Origin of the sequence: Lewinella cohaerens DSM 23179 (assembly GCF_000379805.1) — a bacterium.
GTDB lineage: Bacteria > Bacteroidota > Bacteroidia > Chitinophagales > Saprospiraceae > Lewinella > Lewinella cohaerens.
This window is the reverse complement of sequence record NZ_KB903587.1, coordinates 143,311-166,589: the sequence shown is the minus strand read 5'-3', so window position 1 is coordinate 166,589 and position 23,279 is coordinate 143,311. Positions and strand designations below refer to the sequence as shown.

General features: G+C 47.3%; 14 protein-coding genes. 3 read left to right on the top strand and 11 right to left on the bottom strand.

The features are described 5' to 3' along the window. Window positions 1–100: 100 nt before the first annotated feature. Both A3EU_RS0125175 and A3EU_RS0125170 read right to left on the bottom strand, forming a co-directional pair. A complete protein-coding gene (locus tag A3EU_RS0125175) occupies window positions 101–976 on the bottom strand; it encodes a T9SS type A sorting domain-containing protein (protein WP_083937573.1) in 876 nt (291 codons plus the stop codon). A gap of 251 nt (window positions 977–1,227) precedes the next feature. Beyond that, on the bottom strand, window positions 1,228–2,244 hold the full coding sequence (locus A3EU_RS0125170; protein ID WP_020538965.1) for a WG repeat-containing protein: 1,017 nt from the start codon (window positions 2,242–2,244) through the stop codon (window positions 1,228–1,230). A 53-nt stretch (window positions 2,245–2,297) separates the two neighbouring features. Between A3EU_RS0125170 and A3EU_RS0125165 the strand changes: the two genes are divergently transcribed. Further along, window positions 2,298–3,101: an MOSC domain-containing protein gene (locus A3EU_RS0125165; RefSeq protein ID WP_020538964.1), complete on the top strand. Its 804-nt coding sequence runs from the start codon at window positions 2,298–2,300 to the stop codon at window positions 3,099–3,101. 288 nt (window positions 3,102–3,389) lie between these two features. Here the strand turns inward: A3EU_RS0125165 and A3EU_RS0125160 are convergent, their stop codons facing one another. The 4 genes from A3EU_RS0125160 to A3EU_RS0125145 all read right to left on the bottom strand — a co-directional run bounded on the left by A3EU_RS0125160 (window position 3,390) and on the right by A3EU_RS0125145 (window position 10,839). Further along, window positions 3,390–4,103 carry a pirin family protein gene (locus tag A3EU_RS0125160; RefSeq protein ID WP_044086769.1) on the bottom strand — a complete coding sequence of 238 codons (714 nt, stop codon included), beginning with the start codon at window positions 4,101–4,103 and terminating at the stop codon, window positions 3,390–3,392. Window positions 4,104–4,413: 310 nt separating this feature from the next. Beyond that, a complete protein-coding gene (locus A3EU_RS0125155; protein WP_020538962.1) occupies window positions 4,414–6,384 on the bottom strand; it encodes a PQQ-binding-like beta-propeller repeat protein in 1,971 nt (656 codons plus the stop codon). A gap of 242 nt (window positions 6,385–6,626) precedes the next feature. Next, entirely contained in the window at window positions 6,627–7,493 is an 867-nt protein-coding gene (locus A3EU_RS0125150) for an AraC family transcriptional regulator (protein WP_044086764.1), read from the bottom strand. Window positions 7,494–7,725: 232 nt separating this feature from the next. After that, window positions 7,726–10,839, bottom strand: coding sequence for a VPS10 domain-containing protein (locus A3EU_RS0125145; protein ID WP_020538959.1), 3,114 nt, complete (start codon window positions 10,837–10,839; stop codon window positions 7,726–7,728). A gap of 110 nt (window positions 10,840–10,949) precedes the next feature. Between A3EU_RS0125145 and A3EU_RS0125140 the strand changes: the two genes are divergently transcribed. Continuing rightward, window positions 10,950–11,702, top strand: a complete 753-nt coding sequence (locus tag A3EU_RS0125140; protein ID WP_020538958.1) for a hypothetical protein — start codon at window positions 10,950–10,952, stop codon at window positions 11,700–11,702. A gap of 47 nt (window positions 11,703–11,749) precedes the next feature. Then, window positions 11,750–12,772 carry an agmatine deiminase family protein gene (locus A3EU_RS0125135; RefSeq protein WP_026211579.1) on the top strand — a complete coding sequence of 341 codons (1,023 nt, stop codon included), beginning with the start codon at window positions 11,750–11,752 and terminating at the stop codon, window positions 12,770–12,772. 11 nt (window positions 12,773–12,783) lie between these two features. Here A3EU_RS0125135 and A3EU_RS31825 read toward each other — a convergent pair whose 3' ends face one another. From A3EU_RS31825 to A3EU_RS0125110, 5 genes are all read right to left on the bottom strand, one after another. Then, complete coding sequence (locus A3EU_RS31825) at window positions 12,784–13,830, bottom strand: DUF547 domain-containing protein (protein ID WP_020538956.1); 1,047 nt, start codon at window positions 13,828–13,830, stop codon at window positions 12,784–12,786. Window positions 13,831–14,103: 273 nt separating this feature from the next. Then, a complete protein-coding gene (locus tag A3EU_RS0125125; protein WP_020538955.1) occupies window positions 14,104–15,867 on the bottom strand; it encodes a PKD domain-containing protein in 1,764 nt (587 codons plus the stop codon). Between the two features lie 488 nt (window positions 15,868–16,355). Then, window positions 16,356–19,799 carry a M6 family metalloprotease domain-containing protein gene (locus A3EU_RS33280; protein WP_020538954.1) on the bottom strand — a complete coding sequence of 1,148 codons (3,444 nt, stop codon included), beginning with the start codon at window positions 19,797–19,799 and terminating at the stop codon, window positions 16,356–16,358. Window positions 19,800–19,965: 166 nt separating this feature from the next. Then, entirely contained in the window at window positions 19,966–21,699 is a 1,734-nt protein-coding gene (locus tag A3EU_RS31815) for a M28 family peptidase (protein ID WP_020538953.1), read from the bottom strand. 201 nt (window positions 21,700–21,900) lie between these two features. After that, the gene (locus A3EU_RS0125110; RefSeq protein WP_020538952.1) at window positions 21,901–23,268 is read right to left on the bottom strand and encodes a RagB/SusD family nutrient uptake outer membrane protein; all 1,368 of its coding nucleotides are present in this window, start codon (window positions 23,266–23,268) and stop codon (window positions 21,901–21,903) included. Window positions 23,269–23,279 lie beyond the last annotated feature (11 nt).

Sequence of the window (23,279 nt, the reverse complement as noted above, 5' to 3'; positions counted from 1 at the left end):
ATCCTGGCTCTTAAGACAAAAAGAATGGGCTTTTGTTGAAAAAAAGAGGTTAGGCTCCGGCGAAGAATACAATGATCTTGGATTCCGTGAGGAGAGGTTCCTAATTAGCCTTGATCAGTTTTTGTTTTATGTTACCCAATGTCAGGTAATAAATTCCTGCTGGGTATGCACCTAGGTCTATTTCTTTCCGTAGTGTTTGGCGCACCTCTTCCTGATACACCCGTTGGCCCATCGAATTGTAGATAATCAATTTTCCTTGCAGTGGTTCTTCTTCCGACTGAATCGTGAAAGCGCTGAATACAGGGTTGGGGAATATTGAAACGCCAGCAGGGTTTATGTCCTCCGTGCTTACAGGAACAAAATAGCATAGTTCAATTTCTTGGTTGGCCAAGTCGACCATGTATTCCATGTCTACCCCCGTTTGGAAACAGAGTAATTCCGTGGGTGAATTGATACAATTAGGAATGATGAAGCTGGTGCTACCAAGTCCCTTTATCCAGGCGTCTCCGTCATCAAAATTGAAGCGTTCCCAGCGTCCTCCAGAAATTAGGGTAACGGAATCTTTGGAAGTAAGTTGATAAGTACAACCATTGATTTGGTCTTCGAAGAGGTCACCTACTTCTAAAGAGAAGTCATAAATAACAACTTCAGAAAGGCCTCCCTCTTTTAAGTAAACTCTGCCCAAACTGTCTTCTCGCATCAAAAAAGGGCTGTTGTTCCAATATGCGGAATAATCAAACTGATAACTGGTTTGGAGGCGGTAGTAGGTCTCGTTATCTACCATTTCAGAAGCCCCGAAAGTGAAGATAGTTGTGTAGCCTGTAGGGTGAGTATCAGGCGAGCTCCCTATTAGGCCGGTGTCTGTATAATAGGACCAGAGCTTATTTTGCTCAACCATCCGTTGACTAGAAAGTGTGTTGCTTGAGAAAAGGAGCAGAAGCGTGAAATAGAATAGAGGTAAGGAGATGTTTTCCATGGTTTGAAAAATTTAGAGCGTCGTTAAAATTTCAGTCTATTTAAAAATAGGGAAAATAACTACTCGCAATTCAAGAACCTTTCAATTTGGTAATTGAAAGACATAGGATTAATACAAGGAAATGTTCTGTTCAAGGTCGTTTAGCACCCCTTGCTAGGCTAAATTCATTAGCAAATCTCCTCTTCTTAAATTCTCTTATAATCCCTGATATGGTTCAAAAAAAACTTAAGTGCCTTTGGTGGTTGAAAAGCCTAGCCCTCGTGCCAAATTACCGCACCCGTGGTATCGAGGTACGACCACTTGCCATCTTTGGCCACCAAGGCTAGGCCATCCTGAAAACTATGGGCATGATCATACTGGAAGGGAATGATCGTTTTCCCCAGCGCATCAATAAAGCCCCATTGGCCCTTTTCGCGTACGGGGGCGAGCCCTTCCGCAAAGTCGAGCGCCTGACTATAGCGGCAAGGAATGACCAAATCCCCCCGCGCATCTAGGAAACCCATCTTCATGCCATCACTCACGCGAGCAAAACCATTATGGAAAGCCTCGGCGGCCAGAAACTGCGGCTTCACGAGCCACTCGCCGTCGGTTTGTAAATATCCCCAATGGTCGTTGATCACAATAGCAGCTACCCCCTCGGTAAATTGGGGCGGATGCTCGGGCGACCATCGCCAACGCGCCGTCGTCACCACCTCGCCATCACGGTTGAGCAAGCCCCAGCGGCCATCTTCGATATAGACGCCTACCTGGCCCATCCACGGTAGTGTGAGGTCATAGTCGGGGTCTACCATCCACTGCCCGGATGTATCGATATAACCAAAATGGTTGCCCAGCTTGGCTGGTGCACGCTGATGCAGGAAAGACGCTACCAGGTCGAAGCTGAAATCAATGGCTACGGCACCTTCTGGATCAATGAAGCCATACAACTGCTGGCTTTTGACGGCCGCCAGCCCATCGCTAAAATCCATCGCGAATTCATAGATACAAGGAATGCGAATACGCCCCTTGGGGCCAATGAAGCCCCAGTTTTGAGCCAGTTGAACCCTTGCTCGTTCGGATTCAAAAGGAGAGATATGCCGAAAGAGGTGCCTGAGCAGCGGCCTACCCAAGGTGTCAAGCGGCACCCAATGGTCGATCAGCTCCACCAGCGCAAAACCATTGTGGAAGTCTTCGGCAGCCAGGTACTGCGGTTCAATAACAACTTGCCCCTTGCGATCCATAAATCCAAAGCGGCCTTGTTCGCGGATGATGTAACGATGATCCTTCATGTGAGGGCGAAGATAAAAAGTCTACCCAATAAAAAACTACGTAATTTAGCCAGATGAAGATCAAAGAACTTTGGGTTTACCCCGTAAAAGCATTGGCAGGTAATGCCGTTTCCTCTGCAACCCTGGCTGGTCGCGGCTTCATCGACGATCGCCGCTGGATGCTGATCGACGAGAATGGGCGCTTTATTTCCCAGCGGCAGCATGCCCATTTGGCGCGTTGGCAGGCACAGGCGGAAGAGGAAGACCTGGTCTTGAAGCACCTCGATACCGGCGAACAACTACGCATCAAAGAAGCTCGTGCAGACGAGGGCCCGCTGGTGGAAGTACAAGTTTGGAACGATCAGTTTTCTGCCTGCTTGGTAGAAACAGTATCCACTGAGGAGTTGAATGCGGCGTTGGGAATTCCCTGTCGCTTGGTGTATATGGCTGAAGACAGCAACCGGCCATTAGACCCCCGCTACGCAAAAGGGCAAGAGCAAGTGAGCTTCGCCGATGGTTACCCTTATTTGATTGCCAACCAGGCTTCCCTCGATGCTTTGGCTGCCGAAGTAGGAGAGGAGCTGACGATGCAACGCTTCCGACCTAATGTTGTGGTAGAAGGCGCCCCCGCTTTTGCGGAAGATGAATGGCAGGCCTTGGAAATCGGTGAAGAGGCTTTTCGCTTACCGAAACCCTGCGCTCGCTGTGTTGTCATTACCATTGATCCAGAGACGACGGTCAAAAATCCACGTGTCTTTGCCACTTTGGCTCAAATGCATAGCAAGGAAAAGAAAGTCCTCTTCGGTATGAACGCCTGCTGGGAAGGTACAGGCGAGGCCGCTTTGTCAGTAGGTGAGGAGGTGGTGGTATCGGTGTGAAAATTGGGTAAGCATTTTTTGTGTAAAAGTTGGGTAAGTGTAAGGGTGTAAGAGTTGGGTGATTTCACATGTAGCATCAAACACTTCTGACCTGAGACTATTTATTATGTGTGTCTGATGAATAATTACCGAAATGTATCTACTTGATATTCAGCGATAAAAAATCTCTGCGGACTTGTGGCGCTGCGCACCCAGTAGGGATGGATGCCAAGACCACAATTCCGAACACTCTCTGGAAATCAGAACCCCAACCTTTACACCCTTACACCTTTACACCCATAAAAACCCTTAAATCCCCATCGGTACATCCATTAGTAGTAATTTAGTATCGGCGGTAGCCTTGATTTCAAAGGCTTCCGTGTCCCAGATGCCGAAGCCATCACGCTTGCCAAGTTGTTGGCCAGCCACTTTAACTTCTCCTTCAATAACAAAGGCATAAACACCATTGCCTGAGTGTTTTATAGTGTATTCGCTGTTCCATCCCTTTTCCAGATCGCCCAGGTGAAACCATGCGTCTTGATGTACCCACACACCAGCGTCGTCTTTGCTGGGCGAAAGTACTTGTTGGAGCTGGTTTTTGGTGTCGCTATTCACTAGTGTAATCTGGTCATAGCGGGGCTCTACGCCTTTTTCGCGTGGAAACATCCAGATTTGCAAGAAGCGTACTTCCTCCTCACTACTCTTATTGTATTCGCTGTGAAATACGCCGGTGCCGGCACTCATTACTTGTACATCGCCTTGGCGAATGACCGCAGCGTTGTCCATACTGTCTTTGTGTTCCAGTGCGCCAGCCAGCGGAATAGAGATGATTTCCATGTTGTCATGAGGGTGGCGCCCAAAGCCCCGACCTGGTGCTACCGTGTCGTCATTCAGTACACGTAGCACACCAAAGTGTACCCGCTCGGGATTGTAGTAATTGGCAAAGCTAAAGGTATGATGACTGTTTAACCAACCGTGGTTGGCGTGGCCGCGTGTATCGGCTTTATGCAATATCGTTTTCATTGTTTTAATTTCTTGGTTTGGCAAATGATTGAATCCTATCGGAGCCATCAATTTATCATAGGTCGATGGCCGTTCAGTGGCTTTACTATTGGCAGCCTTTGCACCCAATGTAAGCCCCGCAGCGCCTAGTAAGCTTTTTCGTATAAATTGTTTTCGCTTCATCTTTCATTTGTTTGTACCAAAGGTCGGGCAAAAATAAGTGTTGGTACATGTAAAAATAGCTGCAAGGCATTGGAAAATCACAGAAAAACAAAAAGGGCTGGCCTCATGGCCAACCCTCAGTATATTTCTATGCCTATTACAAGGCTTATTATTTCACCTGATACGACGCCAAAACCCTGGAGCCTTTCTGGTAATAGATTTGATTAGTTACAAAATCAACGGTATATCTAGGCTCGCGGTCGCGGCCCAGAGATATTTGGCTCTCTGCTTCTCCGGTTGCTTTGCTCACTTGTAGCAGTAGTATTTCTCTGCCTTCCTTGCTCATTACAAGGTTGTAGTCAAGACCACCAGTCGTAGCTTTCTTACGAGCACTTGCAGTAGTTACGGCTTCCAAAAAGTAGGAAGATGCATCATCTCCATATTCAGCATATCCTTCTTTTAGCTGGCCCAGAAGCTCACTTGTTACAGGGCTCTCGCCTTTTATTTCGTCCTCGGCATTTGATATTACAGCGGCGGTATAGTAAGCATCTGCTGCTGCCAAGGCTGCATACGCTGCTGAGGCGTAAAGAAGTACCTGCTTCCATGCAGCTTCACGAGGAGCAGGGTAGTAGCGGTTAAAATTGAGGGTGCCGTCCATTGCGTATTTAGCGATGTTCTGGTCAGAAGACAACAATATTCCATCTTCCATTAACTCTAGGCGAATAGGGGCTTCCTTACCTTCAAATGATAAAGACGATGAAGAAAGCGTGCTTACTGCTTCGCTTTCCAGGTTGATAACTTTCAACTCCTCCTCCTTTAAATCAAAGGCATAGAGATTACCATCTCTTTCGGCAGTCAGAGCAGGCCGAGTAGACAGGTTTCTTTTCCACTTCAGTTCACCTGTACTCAGATCAATGATGTTCAGACCTGCATTAGTGATCAGGAATACCGATGTAGCAGTGGGTACCACTCCTTCAACTTTTCCACTTATTTTGGAAGGTCTTTTAAAAACCGGCTCACCAGTTGAATAATCAATGTAGGTAAGTAAGTCCTTTTGATTAATACCATCCGTAACAATCATAATCCCGCTATCCGTTTCCAGGTAGGTATAAATATTTCCTCTTGGGCTATGACCAGCTCCTCGCTTGCCCCACAGTCCTTTTTTCGTTTCATAATCGTAAAGGTTGATCTTGTTGTAGTCTCCTTTGTTAGGAAGCAGGATAAATCCATCCTCTTTGAAAACCAGAAAATCAAGCCTTCCTGGAAACTCCAATGGGCTATCCCATACACGAGTTCCGTCGCTTAAACGATAGGCAATCATTGAGCTTTCAAACTTCCCGGTGGGTTGGTCATCAAAGGTCTCTTTAGGATACCAAGAGACGAGATAGAAATAATCACTATTAGGCTTTCTATGAAATTGAATATCGGTAATCAATTCGTCGGCTGATGCTTCAGCGAGGTCTTTTACCAATGCGCCAAAATTACCTAGCTTGTCCAAATCTTCGGCTTCTTGCGAATTGGCTACTTTCCAAATAATATCCCCCGTCTTGGTATTGATTTTGTAGTTGTTGAACAGGGTTACCACGAGTATCGAATAATCAGTAAGCTCGTTAACAGCAACGATTCTGCCAAACTCTTCATTGAGCGACCATTGCACGCTAGCATCTACCATACTCACGAATATCATCTCGGGCTCTCTTGCGTCATTCAGGCCCGCTACGAGTATACCTCCCAGGTTATATAAAGTATAGTAGCCTTGGATATTGACAATAGTTGTTTTTCGGGAATCGAAAACCACATCCCCGCTAAATTGATCAATAAGATAAAAAGCATCAGAGGTCTCTACCTTAAAGAAAGGACCATCCGGCAATTCCGTAAATTGTTCTCTTCCAAGGTTCGCAAGCTCTTCTATCTCCCAGCTCAATTCCCCTGTTTCTGTATCAATGCGCTCAAGGCCATTTTCGGTACTAGCAATGAGGTTGCCTAAAGAGGTTACCTGTTGCCAGCGTAAGTCGCCCGACAGTTCTTTTTCCCACTTTACGGCTACTTGGGTATTACCAGGGCTAGCCAAAAGGAGGAACAGCAAGGAGAGCAAGAATACTCCTGGTTTTACTAGCACTTTTTTTAATAATGTATACATTAGGTTGAGATTTAGCGGAGCTACCATTGGTTTCCCCATTTGATTAAGAATATGGTCTAGGCCAATTTCTACTAATGTATATGTCAACTATTCTTCGATAGGTAAGTTGATTTGCCTATTTTTTGTTTGACATTGGTTTAAACCAAAAGAATGGTTAACTGGTCTTTTGGAAAATCAGATGGTCGATTTTTTTCAATTTAGGCATTTCAAAATCCCTATACGCTATACCCTATACTAAGTACCTAGTACCCAGTTCCTCCTTTCCGAAACCTACTCGGCGACTCCCCCGTACACTTCTTAAAGAAGCTACTGAAGTAAAGCGGGTCTTGAAACCCCAGTTCGTAGGCAATTTCCTTAATGCTGTGATCGGTAAAACGGAGGCTACGTTTTGCGTTCAGGATAATCTTTTCCTGAATGAGTTCTTTGGCGGTTTTGCCCAGTAGGCTTTTTACAACCTGGTTCAGGTACTTAGCAGAGATGTGCAATCGCTGGGCATATTCTTGCACCTGGTGTTGCTCGTAGAAGTGCTCCGTAATCAGTTTCTTAAACTCCCGCAAAATCGTACTTCCTCCCTGGTCGCTACCAGGAAGAGGCGCTGGCAACTGGCATTGGGCATGGCAGTCAATCAGGAACAGTTTCAGGTACGCACTCATACTGGCCATCCGGTAAGGGGCGTCAGATTTGTAGACTTCACTCAAATAGGAGAGGAGGACCTGCGCCCGTTTTGCTACCTCTACAGGCAATTGCAGCGGCGGGCGTTCTTCAAAATGACCAAACAGGTTCATCTCCGTGATGAAATCTTCGTTGATATGGTTATGCGCCAGAAAGTCGCGAGAAAAAGTAATCACCCAGCCGTAGGGCTTTTCCGAGGGAAGGAGCCGATGTACCTGCCTGGGAGAAACAAAAAACACATCATTCACGGCCAGCGGATACCTGTTAAAGTCGATCAAGTGCTCGCCGCTGCCTTCCTGTATCCAAATAACCGTGTAGTAATCATGGCTATGAGCTACATCTACTTGTCCATCTGCAGCTTCGTGAATATCCTCCATCCGCTGGATGTTGAAGATAAAGGCCGCAGGCCGGATACGAGTAGTGTCAAGGTCAATCATAAGGGGTAATAAACGCGAATGAATATGAGAGTAAAAAAAGAGAAAGCCCAAATCAAGGAGTTGTACCTATTGATCTTGACTTTCTCTTTTCAGCAGGGAGGTCGACTTCGAATCTCTCAGGTAAGGATCCGGTTTAGTAGAAAACCAGGTGCCGCGTGGCTTTAGCCCGCATGCGTTTTCTCCGCTACCAAAATGCGCGATCCCTAAAGCGTCCGAAGCAGCCCGAGTCCCTCTACGGCTTCGCCTTCGGCCCTGTAATTAAATCAATCTGATTCTCGCGGATCAACTGATTGAATTTAGGAATCTCTTGATTCATGATCCGGCGGTAATCAGCCAGCTCTTCATCGATCAGGGTAGAAATTTCTTCCTTTACGCTATAAGCCTGGGCCGTTGGCCGTGAATCTCCAATGCCCACAAGGCTATTGAGGTGTGCCAATTTGTTGGTCAACCGGATAGGGAAATTCAGGGGATCCTGGCGACTACTGTTTTTCGTTTGGTACAGGTTTTCTTCTACCTCTGTCAGGCTTTCCGTAATCACCTTGGCTTGTTCGCGCAAAGCGGCGTAGTTGTCCCCTTTTGGCAAGCGCTCAATAAAGCCATTGACTTGCTTCTTCACATCCCTCAAGTCGATGATGGCTTGGTGAGCTTCGCTGACTTTGTCTTGCACTGACTTCATGAATTCAAATTGTGCAGCCATATCCTCAGCTGTCGCTTCGGAGCGCGGATCCGGAAGAATTTCAAAGGTTTGCACCTGCTCTTCGTCACCTACTTTTAGGCGTGCTTCGTAAGTGCCGGGCTGTGCTTTGGGGCCACCTACACCTGCCCACCACATGATCATGCCATCAAAATCGACACCATCCGGGTAGCGCATGTTCCAGTTGAAGGTGTTGCCTCCTTTCTCGAATTCGAGCTTTTCGCCCTTTTCTTTGGCATCAGAAGTATNGGTGCGAATCAAATTGCCGCCTTCTTCGTAAAGCTCAATGGCTACAGCTACACTATCGGCAGGTACTTCGTTGATGTTGAAATGGAAGGTCACACCACCAGGGTGATTCATACCTTGCGTCTTGCTGGGCCTTCCTTGTGAGCCATCCATGCGGTAAGCATCAAGCGGTTGGAAGAGGTACTGGTCGGCTACTAGTACTTCGTCGCTCAGTTGGTGGAGTACGGTCAGGTCATCAATAATCCAGAAGCTCCGGCCTTGGGTAGCAGCAATGAGGTTGTTGTTTTTTATCGTAAGGTCTGTGATGGGGACCATTGGCAAATTCATCTGGAAAGGCTGCCAAGCTGCACCATTGTCAAAACTGATGTACATGCCTGATTCTGTACCGGCATAAAGCAGGCCGTCGCGTTCAGGATCCGCACGCAATACACGCGTAAAGTGAAGCTTGTCGATGCCTTTGGTGATCAGCTTCCAGGTAGCGCCGTAGTCAGAAGTATGGTACAAGTAAGGGGTGTAATCTCCCAGCTTGTAGCGTGTGCCAGCTACATAAGCACCACCTTTGCGGAATGGATCAATCTCCAGGCTGTTAAACATCATCCACTCGGGCATCCCCTTGGGCGTAACGTTCGACCAATTCTTCCCGCCATCGCGCGTGATATGCAGTAAACCATCGTCGGAGCCGGCCCAGATGACACCTTCCTCGTGGTGAGATTCTGCCGCCGCAAATACGGTACAGTAATACTCTACACTGGTGTTGTCTTGCGTAATCGGGCCACCAGAAGAGCCCAGCTTCGAGGCATCGTTGCGGGTTAGGTCAGGGCTGATGATCTCCCAGCTCTTACCACCATCTTCCGTTACATGCAGGTGGTTAGAGGCCGCATACAGCCGCTTGGGGTTATGCGGAGAGAAGAAGATCGGGAAGTTCCACTGAAAGCGGTATTTCATCCCTTCGGCGCCATAGCCCATAGGATTGTCTGGCCACACATTGATGGCTTGCTCTTGCTTGGTGCGGTGGTTGAACCGAGTGAGGTAGCCGCCGTAGCTGCCACCATAAACTACATCGTTGTCGAGTGGATCAACTGCGATGTGAGCGCTCTCGCCACCAGCGGTAGGTTCCCAGTCACGCTCACCAATGGAGCGACCATCGGTACGGTGCAATACCCGCAAGGTGCTGTTGTCTTGCTGAGCACCGTAGATGCGATAGGGGAAGTGATTGTCGGTCGTTACGCGATAAAACTGCGCGGTGGGCTGGTTGTAGTAGGTACTCCAGTTTTCACCAGCATCAAAGCTGGTCTGTGCACCACCGTCATCAGCAATGACCATCCGCTGGTTGTCTTCCGGCGCAATCCACAGGTCGTGGTGATCACCGTGAGGTGCATTGTAGGCTTTGAAGGTCGCGCCACCATCAGTGCTTTTGTGGTAGCGAACATTCATTACGTATACGATATCTTCATCTTGGGTGTCAGCATAAATACGGCTGTAATACCAAGCACGCTGACGCAGGGCACGGCTATCGTTGACTTTTCGCCAGTTTTCGCCACCGTCTTCTGATCGGTAGACACCGCCTTTATCGTTTTCTATAATCGCCCAAACGCGGTTGCTGTTGACCGGTGAAACGGCTACACCGCTGATACCCCAGTCGCCACCAGGCAGGCCTTTGTTGGCCGAGATGTTGGTCCAGGTGTCTCCGCCATCGGTACTTTTCCAAAGGGCAGAACCTTCGCCGCCACTTTCGAGGCTGTAAGGGGTCCGGCGAATACGCCAGGTAGAAGCATAAAGAATCCGTGGATTATTGGGGTCGAGCAGTAAGTCTACAGCACCGGCATTTTCGTTGGCAAAAAGAATCTTTTCCCAGTTTTGGCCACCATCTTTCGAGCGGTAAACACCGCGTTCGGCTGTGGGCTTAAAAAGGTCACCCAGCACAGCAGCATAAACCAAATCTGGGTTTTTAGGATGAATGCGGATACGCGGAATATGGCGAGAGTTGGGTAAACCAATGTGCTCCCAATTCTTACCAGCGTCCACACTTTTGTGTACGCCATAACCATAGGAGACATTACCGCGTACAGTCACTTCACCGCCACCGACATAGATCACGTTGGGGTCGGCTTCACTGACGGCTACTGCACCAACAGAACCGCCAAAGGAACCGTCGGAAATATTGGCCCAGGTTTGACCACCATCAGTGGTGCGCCATACACCACCACCGGCAGCGCCAAAATAATAGAGATTAGGTTTTCCGGGTACACCGGTAACCGCAGCTGATCGTCCACCCCGGTAAGGGCCAATAGACCGCCACTCGAGGCTACTGTAGTGATCTTCCGCAATTTGCTGGGCTGCCAGGTTAGGAATCGCTAGCCAGCACAGACTAAGCATGGTAAGGACAAAGGAGAATTGTTTTAGCATTTTTTCGTTTACTAGTTGAACATATTTCTCTAAGTTAAGAAGTTGCGGAAAGATTAGTTTATTTTATGGGCACAATTGCGTTGAAAATCACTTGATTTGAATTGAAAATAATGATACAACGGTCTCAGTTTTTAGGGCTAATAAGTTTTTCACTTCCCTTTCAGGTCTTTGCTTGCGAGTGCCGATACCAACCTTGGTTCGATTTATTGGCTTACGATCAGCATACTTATGTAATGGAAATTGAGGTGCTTAGTCAAATAAAGCCACCTGTTCATGTTTTGCAAGAATCTCCTGCTGCTACGACCACGGATGGAGTACCTTCACCACCTCCTTTACCGCCACCCCCGCCACATGATTACGAGGATTTCAATATCCGAGTGCTGACCAATTTCAAAGGCGATGAAACCAATATCCATTTATTGAGAGCTAGCAATAAAAATTCAAGTTGCTTTGGTGCTCCCCAGGCTGGCCAACGTTATTTGGTCTACGCAGATGGTTTGGCAACACAGGAAGGCCACTCGGCACTTGTTATTACCAGCGCTTGTCAGCGGAAAATACCAGAAAGTAGTAAGCACTTTGAAAAAGAAAAAGAACTACTTCTGTTGCTGAAAGGTCGCCAGGAAGAGGCATTTGTCACTTATGAGTATGATGCCGGAAAGCTACCCATTTTAACAGGTGGCTTTAAAAAAGGTCAACGATCTGGGGCATGGAAAGTCTATAACCCTTATGCTACCGATAACCCCGAAGTTATTGTACGACTACGCTATCGTCGTGGAGTGCTGGTGCGGCGTAAGTTTTACCGTAAGGAATTGGCTTCACCCGCAAATGTCTTAAGGTTTATGTGGAAATACGAATACGAATGATGTAGATTTGTACTTCTTATTTTTACGCTTCTTATTTTGTTATTACTATGACCACCACCCGCCGCTTTCCCGCCGAATGGGAACCTCAATCCATGGTTCAGTTTACCTTCCCGCATGCGGATAGTGACTGGGCAGAACTGTTGGAGGAAGTCACCCCTTGTTTTGTGGCCTGTGTCGAAGCCGTTAGCCGGTTTCAAAAGGTACTCGTCGTTGCAGATGACCGCAAGAGGGTAGAAGGACTTTTAGCGCATCTGCCTGCCGAACGGGTGCAAATCATCGTTTGTCCCAGCAATGACACCTGGGCCCGCGATCATGGCGCAATCACCGTCATTGAAGATGGCCGTCCCCTTTTGTTGGATTTTATTTTCAACGGCTGGGGCCTGAAGTTTGCTGCCAACCGCGACAACCTCATCACGCGCACCTTGCACACCTGGGGTATCTTTGGTAAAACGCCTATGCAGCAAATGAGAATGGTTCTCGAAGGTGGCGCCCTGGAAACCGATGGACAAGGCACATTGCTGTCAACCACCGAGTGCCTGCTTTCGCCCAATCGCAATCCCCATTTATCGCTCGCCGAAACCGAAGCAGAACTCACCCTGCAACTGGGTGTAGATCGCTTCCTTTGGTTAGACAACGGCTTCCTCGCGGGCGATGATACCGACTCTCACATCGATACGCTGGCTCGCTTTTGTAGCCCGGATACCATCGCTTACGTGCGTTGCACCGATGAAACCGACGAGCACTACACCGAACTGAAGCTGATGGAGCAAGAGCTTCAGTCCTTTCGTACCCGTGAGGGAAAACCCTACAACTTGGTGCCACTGCCCTGGCCCACCACCTGCTTTGCCGAAGATGGGCACCGCCTGCCAGCCACCTATGCCAACTTTCTGATCATCAACGAAGCCGTTTTGGTACCTACCTACGGCGTACCCGAAGATGGTCTCGCGCTGGGCATCATACAAAACTGCTTCCCCAACCGCGAGATCATCGGTATAGATTGCCGCTTGCTCATCGAGCAGCATGGTTCGCTGCACTGTATAAGTATGCAGTACCCTGCTTTTGTTTCTTAGCAAAAAAAAGACTACCTCTCATTCAACTTCCAGTCATACTCCTTAAAAGTGACTACGGTATCGCTGTTCAAAGCAGTATCCGTATACCCGTTGATATAATTAACTACGGAGCCAAAGTCGGAGCCATACCAGTCGAAAATCTTCGAGATTTCTACGCGCTTTGCCGTGATGGTATTGTAGTCCTTGTTGTTCACAAACTTGCGGGTCAGCCGCTGTAGTGTGCTGTTGAGGTTATCAGCCGTAAATGCGCGATTGTGCAAAGGTGGGCAAGAGGCCGCCGCACAGTTTACCGCAAAGTGGATGCGTGCATCACCATAACGGGGACGCAAAATATCGTTCTCTATCTGATTGAGCGAGTAAGTCTGCCCGCCAAGTTTTATCCACTTGGTACCCCAGGGGTTGCCGCTGTCAATGTCTTTGATACTACTCACGGGATAGTTGTTTACAATCAATTTCACGGTATAAGCATTGTAGGCATTTATCCAGTAGGCCATCGCAGTATTACGGTTCCAGCTACTTTGGGGTGGATACTGTTCCAGTTCTGCCAAGTAGTCGTTCAAGGGAGCCGGATTGGCTTTTATGCTGCGGTAATTCACCTGCCCGCTGCTGCTTACATTACTTTGCAAAAAGGCATCCCAGCCACTGTGGTCGGGTGTTGTTTTGGTTACGGCTACCGGTGCCGGTGCTTCCTCTACTTTTGGTGCCGCTGGTTGTGGTACTTCTTCCACCATCGGTGCTTCGGTGATCTCTATTCCTTTTGCTACCTTTTCCTTTGGTAGATCTTGACTAGCCGTCTCTTTCAGTACCACATCAGGTCGTACAGTGGGGCGAGGTTGGCTGCTGCCAGGGTCGGCTTTTGTTTCTACAGTCGCAGTACGCGGGCGTGGTTCAGCCATTATCGGCGTTGCTTCTTCTGTGTTCGAAACCGGCATTGCTGTAGCTGCTGTTACCTCAGGGGCTTGCTCGGCGGTAGTTTCTTCAGTCGTATTACTGTCAGGTGGGGTAGGGCTGCAACTCAGCATCAAAAACAGTAGACTTAGCAGGGATAGTGTTCGCATGATCTGTATCGTATGATTTTCAAATAAAACTGCTCAAAAGTACAATAAGTTGTCCTCCCTTATCTCACTTGTTCTGCCGCGGACAGTTTTTGCTCTTTTGGGGCCGTGCCGTCTCCCGTCCCGACTTTTCTAGTCGGGACGGGATCGGCACCAGGCTGTCTGCTCTTTCTGCTCCTTAGGGTCGGGTTTCAAACCCGCCCCTAAGGAGCAGAACCGCTGCCCATCCTTCGGCCTCCTCCTCCGTCCGGCGTGCTCCAGACTCCGTCTTGCGCACTACTGTTTGATTATTTTGCCTTGCCTCAGCTTGATCTCTTTATCCCAAAGCTCGTAATAGTAAATTCCCACAGGCCAAGCATCTCCAAGAACGGTATTCCAACCATGCTGAATTCGCTGCTGGTGGATAGGCCTTCCCAAACCATCAAAAACAATAAGCTGCGCGTTTTTAGGATAGTAATCATTCATCACCACCGAAAACTGATCTCGAAACGGGTTGGGGAAAACCTGTAATGCAACATCCAAATCAAGCTGCGCTGTAGTGTTTACGACACCTAGAAAAAGAGTATCACAAGCGGTATGGCTACCATTTTCATTACTCACCGTCAGGCAAACTTCATAAACGCCATCTTCCAAATAGGTGTGTACCGGTGAGGTATCCTGACTCATTTGGCCATCACCAAACGTCCACTGCCAAGTGTCGGGCTCATAAGCACTCAAGTCCTGAAAATAGAAATCCAGGTAATTTGTACTGTCCTGATCCGCTCGGAAGTTTGCCAGTGGCATGTTGTCAATACCGAGCGTATCACAAGGGCTACCGTCAATTGGCCCGAGGCGGTAATTGGGGTTGTTAGGTATTGAAAAAGCATTAAGCGTAGGTAACCGTACGCTGTGTTGCTCTACCATGCAAGCATCACCGCCTTTGTCCGGGTATTTGATCCTATGCATAACGGGCACCCCATTTGGACAGATCACATAAATCTTACCATCTGGTGCAAGCTGTGCAGCAAAAAAAGTAGTAGGGAACCAGTCTACATTCAAATCATAAACGGCAACGGTGTCTCTTGTTGATTCAATATCCTCCGCCCAAAGATCAAATTGGTAGATGTACCAGTCAGAGGATTGATAGAGATAGCGATTGTTAGGTGAAATAGCCACTCCTCCAGTACCATTGTCATTGTCAACGGCGATATAAAGTGGGTTGCTCAGTAATCCGGAGCATCGATCAAAATCATAAATATTTAAGACTCCTCCAGAGTCGTTACTAACCGTATTTAGAATAATATACTTACTCCCATCAGGTGAAAAAACAGCTTGTCCAGTGCCCTGATAAATAGGTACGCCTATAGATTGTTGTCCGTCAACTTGAGGACCATCTGGAGTTATTTGGATACGATAAAATGCATTATTATCTAGTTTATTCTCAAGGTACCACCAGTCACGACCATTTGCATGTTTGACTAGTGTAGTTTTTCCCCAGAGTACCGTGTCGTTTAGGAAAGGAATCAGTTTCTCTAAGACCTCCCCCTCCCCGGAATTTGCATTCATTTCGATCCGTGAATAAAGTAACTCCGTAACCTTCCAATTATGATCATCATCGTTTGCGAAATACCTGCCCTTGTTTTGTAGAAGAATATATTGGCTAGGGATTCCTGGCCAGGGAGCACTCACACCTCCCTGCATCATTGCATATCCACCACCTTCTCCTGTACTACCAGGGTTACCACTCATACCATCACCATTTTGCATAAGTTGATGTAAGTGATTATTAAGTCCTACTCCATTCGAGTAATATTTTAGACGGCCTGCTTCATCACTAATGCTAGTGTTGAAGAATCCCATGTGCATAGTTGGTTCTTGAAGGTTTGTGGTATCCAGTTTTCCAAAATCAGAAAACCGCAGTACTGATAGCCCAAACCAGGGTTGGTCAATTGATATTTCCCCGCCTCCATAGCCAGTAATCCAGTGATAATCATGTTTTTGGGCACTCAAAGCTGACCCCAAAAACAGCAGTATAGACGTAAGTAAACGGATAGACTTCATTCTGAGAGCGATTTATGGCCTTTTCATAAAGATAGCATAACCGTACCAATATATGCGACCTCATCTGAGGTCGAAATAGGTTGAAATGGATTGAAACTACCAATATTTCACCTCTCCGAGGTGTTTGAGCTGGTAGCGGTAGCGTCATTCTACTCATTAAAGAATCAAGAAAGCCAATGCTTTCTCCCTCCAATAAGCAGCTTTCATCCTGTTTTTTACCCCGGATCTGTTGTTTCTCCTGTTCTGCGTCGGTTATATCTACGCACTTGGCAAAAGGTGTAAGCGTTGGAAAAGTGTAATGGTGTAAACGTTGGTTGTTTCTAGCAGCCCTCACCAAAGCGCACTCCGCACCTGAAGTGGGAAGTATTTTGCGCACCCCATCGCACTCCGCACCACGCACCCAAAAAGCGCACCCCGCACCGAAAAAGGTGTAAAGGTTGGATAAGTGTAAGTGTGTAAAAGTTAGATTACCCACCCCGCACCAAAAACTACTCCTTCACAATCTTCGTCACCCGCTGTTCGGCCCCGTTCTTACTCCGCAGGAAGTAGATTCCAGAAGGATACGAATCTAGGTCAATAGCTACGAAATTCCTCCCGGAAGCCAACGTTGTGCTATTTTGGGCGACAATCTGTCCTTGCGTGTTGACGAGCTGCCATTGCAAAACCGTCGGTTGCTCGGTATAGTATTCTGTGGTCACTTGCCCCTTAGCTGGATTGGGGAATACTCTCGTAAGTTGAAAGCCAAGACCCTCCCTTTCCAGTAGGATAATATCCGAGTATTGGAAGCTGCCATCCAAATCAACGGTCTTGATGCGGTAGTAAGCTTTGGGCAGAGGATAGACATCGGACCATTCGTACTTCACCTCTTGCTGACTATCGCCAGCGGCAGGTGTCGTTCCAATTTGCTCCCAAGTAGTTTCGCCGGGTAGCAATCGCTCAATCTCGTGGAGTTTTGTGTTTTCTTCGAGGCTACTGGCCCAGCTTAGTAGATTGGTTTTATCCATTGACGCTCCACGGAAATATTTCATCTCAATGGGCAAGATCGCCGCATTGGAGCGCGGGAAGAAGCCTGAAAAGCCACTTACTTTATACTCTAGCAAATGCGTGCTACCCGAGAAGTCCTCCATCGCATAGTTGGTTGCCAATACTTGGGGCGTTCCATTGTTGTAGTCGCCACAAGTGCTGCCACTTACTTTAAGTAATTCAATCTCATCGAGGTCGTTTGGTCCACCAGCAGCAATGAGGTCTTGAAGCTCCTGCTCCGTCAAATAAAGCCGGACCGTAGCAGCATTATTGTTTTCAACACTAATAAACCAGTCGCGATCAAGGAGAGGGTAGTTGTCACCATCTTTACGCACGGCACTGGTATTGATATTGTATTCCAAAGAGATTTCACCCAGGTTGTTAAACTCGTCATTGATAGAGGCAATACGATTTCCACTGCCATCAACAATATGAATCCATTCGCCATTGCCATCAGAGCTTGCAGTGTATACGTTTCCACAATCTCCGCTATTGATCGGAGCCGAGTCACAGCTAATGCCCGGATCAGAAATGGTGAAGCTGAAACTGCCTGTGGTTCCGCTCCAACCGTCAATTTGCAAGAAATAAGTTTTTCCGGGAATGAGACAGCTTTGGTTTTCAATACGCGGACTGTATCCGCCAGCACTTCCTGAGTCGTCATTGGCAGCCACCATCATCCGGGTATTACTATTTAATAGCTCTTGGCAATTGCCAGCTTCCCATAGCGCCATCTGCATATCTATAGCGGTATTAAAGTCGATGTCGATACTCCCTGAAGCTGGTGCGGTAAACTTAAACCAAACGGTATTGTGTAAGGTGTTCTCACACCATCCATTTTGTACGTCACAGCCGGCTGCATTTGGCCTGGGTTCATTGTTTTGGGCAGTAGCGCCATAGTTGGAACAGGTTACTGCTTCACCATCAATGTTTGCCGTGATATCCAGCGCATCACAAATATCATCATTGTCACAGGTACTTGGGGCGTTGTACAGGTCATTGGCAGTGAAGGTACAACTTGGCTCTTCTGAAAAGCTAGCACTTACCGTTACAGATTCGCCATCAGCAGGCAAGCCATTTATGGTCACGGTCTGTGGGCTGCCGGTTATCGCTTCATTTATGGTTATCCCCGCTGCTGATACATCAAGGGTTCCACTAGCAGGTGGGAAAGAATAGCTGATCGTAAAAGCTTGGTCATAAGTGCCACCTGCAATATTAGAGGGACTACCATCGGTAGCTATATCAGCTACAGAACAGTCCGTACTACAGAAGTCGTAGCTAAAATTGATCAAATCACCAGACGAACTGATATCGAATATATTGATATTGGATACTCCACCGCTGTAATTGTTGGAGTTTGGACTGGTACTACAATTGAATTCAGTATTGTTGCTCGACCCAGGGTACAGGTCACCGTTGTCGCCGCTATTTACGTTCAGGTTCAGGTCTCGATCACCATCTGCTTGTTCCAGGTCAACCCATGGACGGCTTTCGTCACTATTGGAATTTCTACTTTCGTCGATGTGGTAAATGGCTAATCCTTCACCCGATATATGGGCATCCCAGCCAATTTTTTGCCGATTTTCCAAAAGGAAGTACTCATCAGCATCTGGGGTGTCAAATTGATAGGCTTCGTCGTCATTATCGCTGTAGTCCATGTTACTGATATCTCCGTTACCACTTAGGACGGTAGGTGAGATCCAACCAAGTTCTTTCTTACACCAAGCAGAAAACTGAGCGGGTGTTTTTCCACTATTGTTCCAAGTGCCTCCAGCCATACAGCACCAGCGGCCCAGGCCACGAGAGGAACCGTCAATATCATAAAGGTCAGGTAAGCCTAACGCGTGACCAAACTCGTGTACAAATACCCCGATGTTAGCAATGTTATTGGCGCCGTATTTTTCTGGTTGGATGATGTAATCATTGATTAGTTTTCCGTCATATGTGACACTTAGGCTGGCCGCTGCAAGTACCCAACGGTGCGACCAAATGTCGTCTACATTACCTGATTCCTCCGCGCCTCTGCCAGAGTGGATCACTTCGACTACATCAACCCGGCCATCGCCATCGCCATCGTATTGAGAGAAATCTATGCCAGCAGCTTCAGCAGCATCAACGGCTTCCCGAATTAAGGGCACTGCATTATTGAAATTCCGATTGGCCATGCTTTCAATACCATAGGTCGCCCGATTATTGGCAGCAGTATACCAACCTTCTACATCGGTATTTACGGTTAATAGCCCGTAAGAAATATCAAGATAGTAGTCACGGAAACTCCCGGAGCTACCATTTACATTATAGCCTACTTGGTTGGCCATATTGTCAAAATCACCCTGTGGGTAAGTAAACGCTTGGTCGGGGTAATCAATTAAAAGGAGTAGTGCCTTTTGAACACCAGCAGGAGGAAAAACACTGCTAATTTCCGGTCCATCATCATAATTCCTCAGCTGATCAGTTGCGGTAAGCTCTGCTAGCCGAATCCCTTCATAACGTAAGTGGGGGCGAATAACTTGTAAAAGGGTGATTTCTGTACTAGAGCGGTTGTCAAGTGCAGAAACGGGTACCCCTGTTAGGTACAAGTCTCCTTTTTTGCCACGGGTAGCATACCTATAAAAGTTGTCACTACGATCTTGTAGCAAACTATAACCATCAAGGGTTTCTAGATAAGCCGCAGGACCTTCGGTGAAGAGGTAAGCCATAAAGCTGCTGCCATCAGGTTGAACCAATTCTATGGGGTCAGGGTAGGGAGCTACGCCACAATAAGTGTTGCCACTATGCGATAAATGAACAGCCACTTGATCCGCGTTGGACGAAGGTGGCTGTTCATCCCCTGTGGAAATTTGTTGGCAAGAGAAACTGAAAAATACCAGAGATAGTCCGCAAAGAGCAGAAGTTAGATGATGTAAATGCATTTTTTGTCATGTGTTAAGGGGGAGGCCCAAAAAAGAATCGGCCACCAATAAATCCTTAACAAATAAAATATTACCTCATGGATTCTTTTTTAAATAAAATAGAACCTTTGTGACAGCATAAATTTATCTATACTTCGGCAAATCTAGGGTTGTCGAAGTATATGTATCAGTAGGCATACATCATTCGCTTGGTTATTAGTGGGTAGTCATCCAGCATGAGGGTGTAAGTATAAACCCCAGGCTGATAACTGTGATGCTCAAAATTATATAAGACCTCATTGAGTCCGGGATTCAGGGTGATGGGAAGTAGGCTAAGTGTACGTCCCTGAAGGTCGCGTACGACAATTTCGGCAGTACTGTAGTTAGGAACTTCATCAACCCAAACGCCGAAATAGGTAGCCTCATCGAAAGGATTTGGTCGGTTTTGTAGCAATTTTATGTTTTCTTGCGCCGCTGCTATAGTTGCTAAGCCTGTTTCAAAGTCATTGAAGCGTTCTCCGATAAAAAGGCTTTCTACACCGTTTTCATCAACGGTTGCTACAGATACGACATAAAGTTGATCAGGGATGAGCCCCAGAAGGGTGTCTGTTGCTTGCTGTAGGGTGTAGATCGTGTCAAAATCAAGACCTGAAAATTGTCGGACGCCCACCCGGTAAGTGCCATAATTATTGGGGTCATCAATTACCACTTCAAAGCCAACATCAATAGGGTTGAGTTCAAAGGCAGCAGCAGGCTCGGGACCCAGGGCAGTCATCGCAATGGCATTGCCATTGATGACGGTATTACGGGCCAGGTAGTTGAAGTCGACGAAAAATGAATCCAATATTTCATCTCCATCAGTATCTATACCCAAAATATCGTCGGAGGTGTGTTGGCGATCATGATAGTCGGGGTCACTTGTACTCACATCACCGTGTTCGTTAGCAGAGGTAAAGCGTATTGCCGGAAATCCTTGACTTCGGAAAGGAATATGATCGCCACCTCGCCCGGTTCTGTCTTCGGTTGACATGATGTTGATCACATTTGTCTGCGCAGCAATTGGCGCTATCATTTCTTCGTACTCCAGCTTTACAAAACGAGCAAGCATCTTGTTTCGAGAATTCAAATTGCCGGAAGAGTAAATACGGACATTGGTGCTGTCGATGTCATTTAGGCCAGGACAACCAGGAGGGGAAGCAGTAGCACCACAAATAATACCTCCAACGATGTCATTGTTATAAACAGCCTTGAGTGGAAGATCTTCATCAAAGAAAAAAGAAGAGAATGCTTCTGCACCGAGCAAGCCTTGTTCCTCTCCGGTCGTTAATACAAAAAGGATGGTGCGGTCAAAAGTATAGAGGCTCATCACTCTGGCTAGTTCCAGCACGGCGGCAGAGCCACTACCATTGTCTTCCATGCCTTCGGCGGTGCATTCGGTATCGCAAAGTTCGCCGCAGCGGCTGTCAAAATGTGCTTCAACCAATACTACTTCCTGATAATGTGGCCCTGTTCCCGGTAACACTGCAAATATATTCCGATGCTGACCCACCCCACACGTTTCAAAGTCGAACTGGAAGTAAGAGGGGATTAGGCGATCACTGAATGATTGGAATTTAGCCAGGGCCCAGCGGCGGGCGGCCCCCATACCTTCGGTTGCAGAGGTGGTATCTGAACTGGTGTGACGGGTGCGAAAGCTGCGCATAACCTCCAGATAGGACTTTAGAGAGTCGGGGCTGATATTGGCATCAATATTTTCGGCAATGAAAGAAGGGGTAGTAACAGGAAAAGGGGGAAGGTAGTCGTCGGGCGTAAAGTTCCCTCTTAGAATCTCCTCTGCCAGAGGGTTGGTGATGACCAGGTTTGTTTGGCTGTTAAGTTGGCTACTGAGTAGGAAAAGAAGAATGTAGTAGAAGTATTTCATAAAAATAGTGATAGTTGCTTTTTAAGTGTAGCTAAGGAACAGCACGAAAATAAAATCATTTTATTTTCTGCGCAATGCTAAGATAAGAAGACTAATACGCTCAGCGGGCATAAAAAATGGGCATTCCCACCCAAAGGATGGAAATGCCCAAAGTCTTTCAAATACCTAGTACCAACTACGTAGTACCTAGTACTTTACAATCTACCCTTCGTCCCAAGAAATTTCGCTTACACGGCGAGAAATTTGGGTGAAGACGACTCCACCTTCGCGGTTGTCAACTTCATCTAGACGACCAAGGCGACGAGCGTCTACCCAGCGGTGGCCTTCGAGCCAAAGGGAGTAGCGGCGTTGGAAAACGATTTCATCAATCAATGATTCCGTATCGGTAGCACCGGTATAGTTGCCTACACCCCAAGTGTTACGAATGGTATTGATCGCAGAAACGGCATCACCACCCTGGCGCGCTTGTGCTTCGGCGTAGATGAGTATCAGTTCTTCGTTACGCATCATAGGTACACTGCTGGTATTAGAAGCCCAACGTGCATCCTGGTACTGGCCAATGATTGGCTGTCCGGTACCTGCATCAACCAAGCCCTGATCAGAGATTGGGTTGTTTACGCGCTCAGCAAACTTGTTTGCCACGCGTAGGTCACCTGGTAGCGCATCTTCCAGCATGCTGGGATGTACACACAGAACAGTAGAACTAGGAGCGTCAATATTGTAGAATAAAGGATTGTTCACATCAGGTGATTCTCCGTAAGGGTGTGAAGGTCCTACATTCATTGCTTCAGCAGTAGCGGCAGAAAGATCCATGAAAGAACCCTGAAGTGCAGTTAGGGCACCAGGGTAATCTTCTTGATACAGTGCAACTCTTGCAGCAATAGCACGATTGATTTGCTTCATGCCATCAGGAGAGTCAAAACCGGCAAATCCACTACTCAAAGTGAAATTGAAAGTTCCTCCTGCTTTATCTAGATCGGTAAAGCCTTCGTCGAGGATGTCACGAATAGCCGCTAAGGCATCATCGTAGCTAAGAGTTGGTCCAGGGTTGAGTGGCTCTTCCACATCTACCCGAATACCGTTTTCGTATTGTTGCATCAATGGCCATAAAAGCTGGTAACCTTTAATGGTTTTTGCAAAACCAGTATAGCCAAAGACATCTTCATTTGATAACTGGCTACTGTTGTTAGCAGCCTCAATCATAACGTTAGCCTGTTTTACGGCAAGGTAAGGATTGACATAAGTACCCGCAGAAGCAAAAAAGTCAGGATAAGTATCATCAACTTCCAGGCCTAACCAGTCAGCAATAAAACGAGGGTCAGAACCGAAGAAAGCATAAGCTTCGCGGCCTAAAACACCAAATAGTTCACCTGCGTTCTCTACGTAACCTCTGTGGCGAGCTTCTAAGCCTGTGACTAGCCCTTGCATAGCTACTGGGCTAGCATCGGAAGTTACACCACCCAGAGAAGGGTTGTTTGGGTCGACGACAGTATCGATCTCACAAGCAGTAAATGCCAGTAAACCAATCATACTCAGACCCATGATAAATTTATGCATGGTATATCGCATAGTTAATTTTT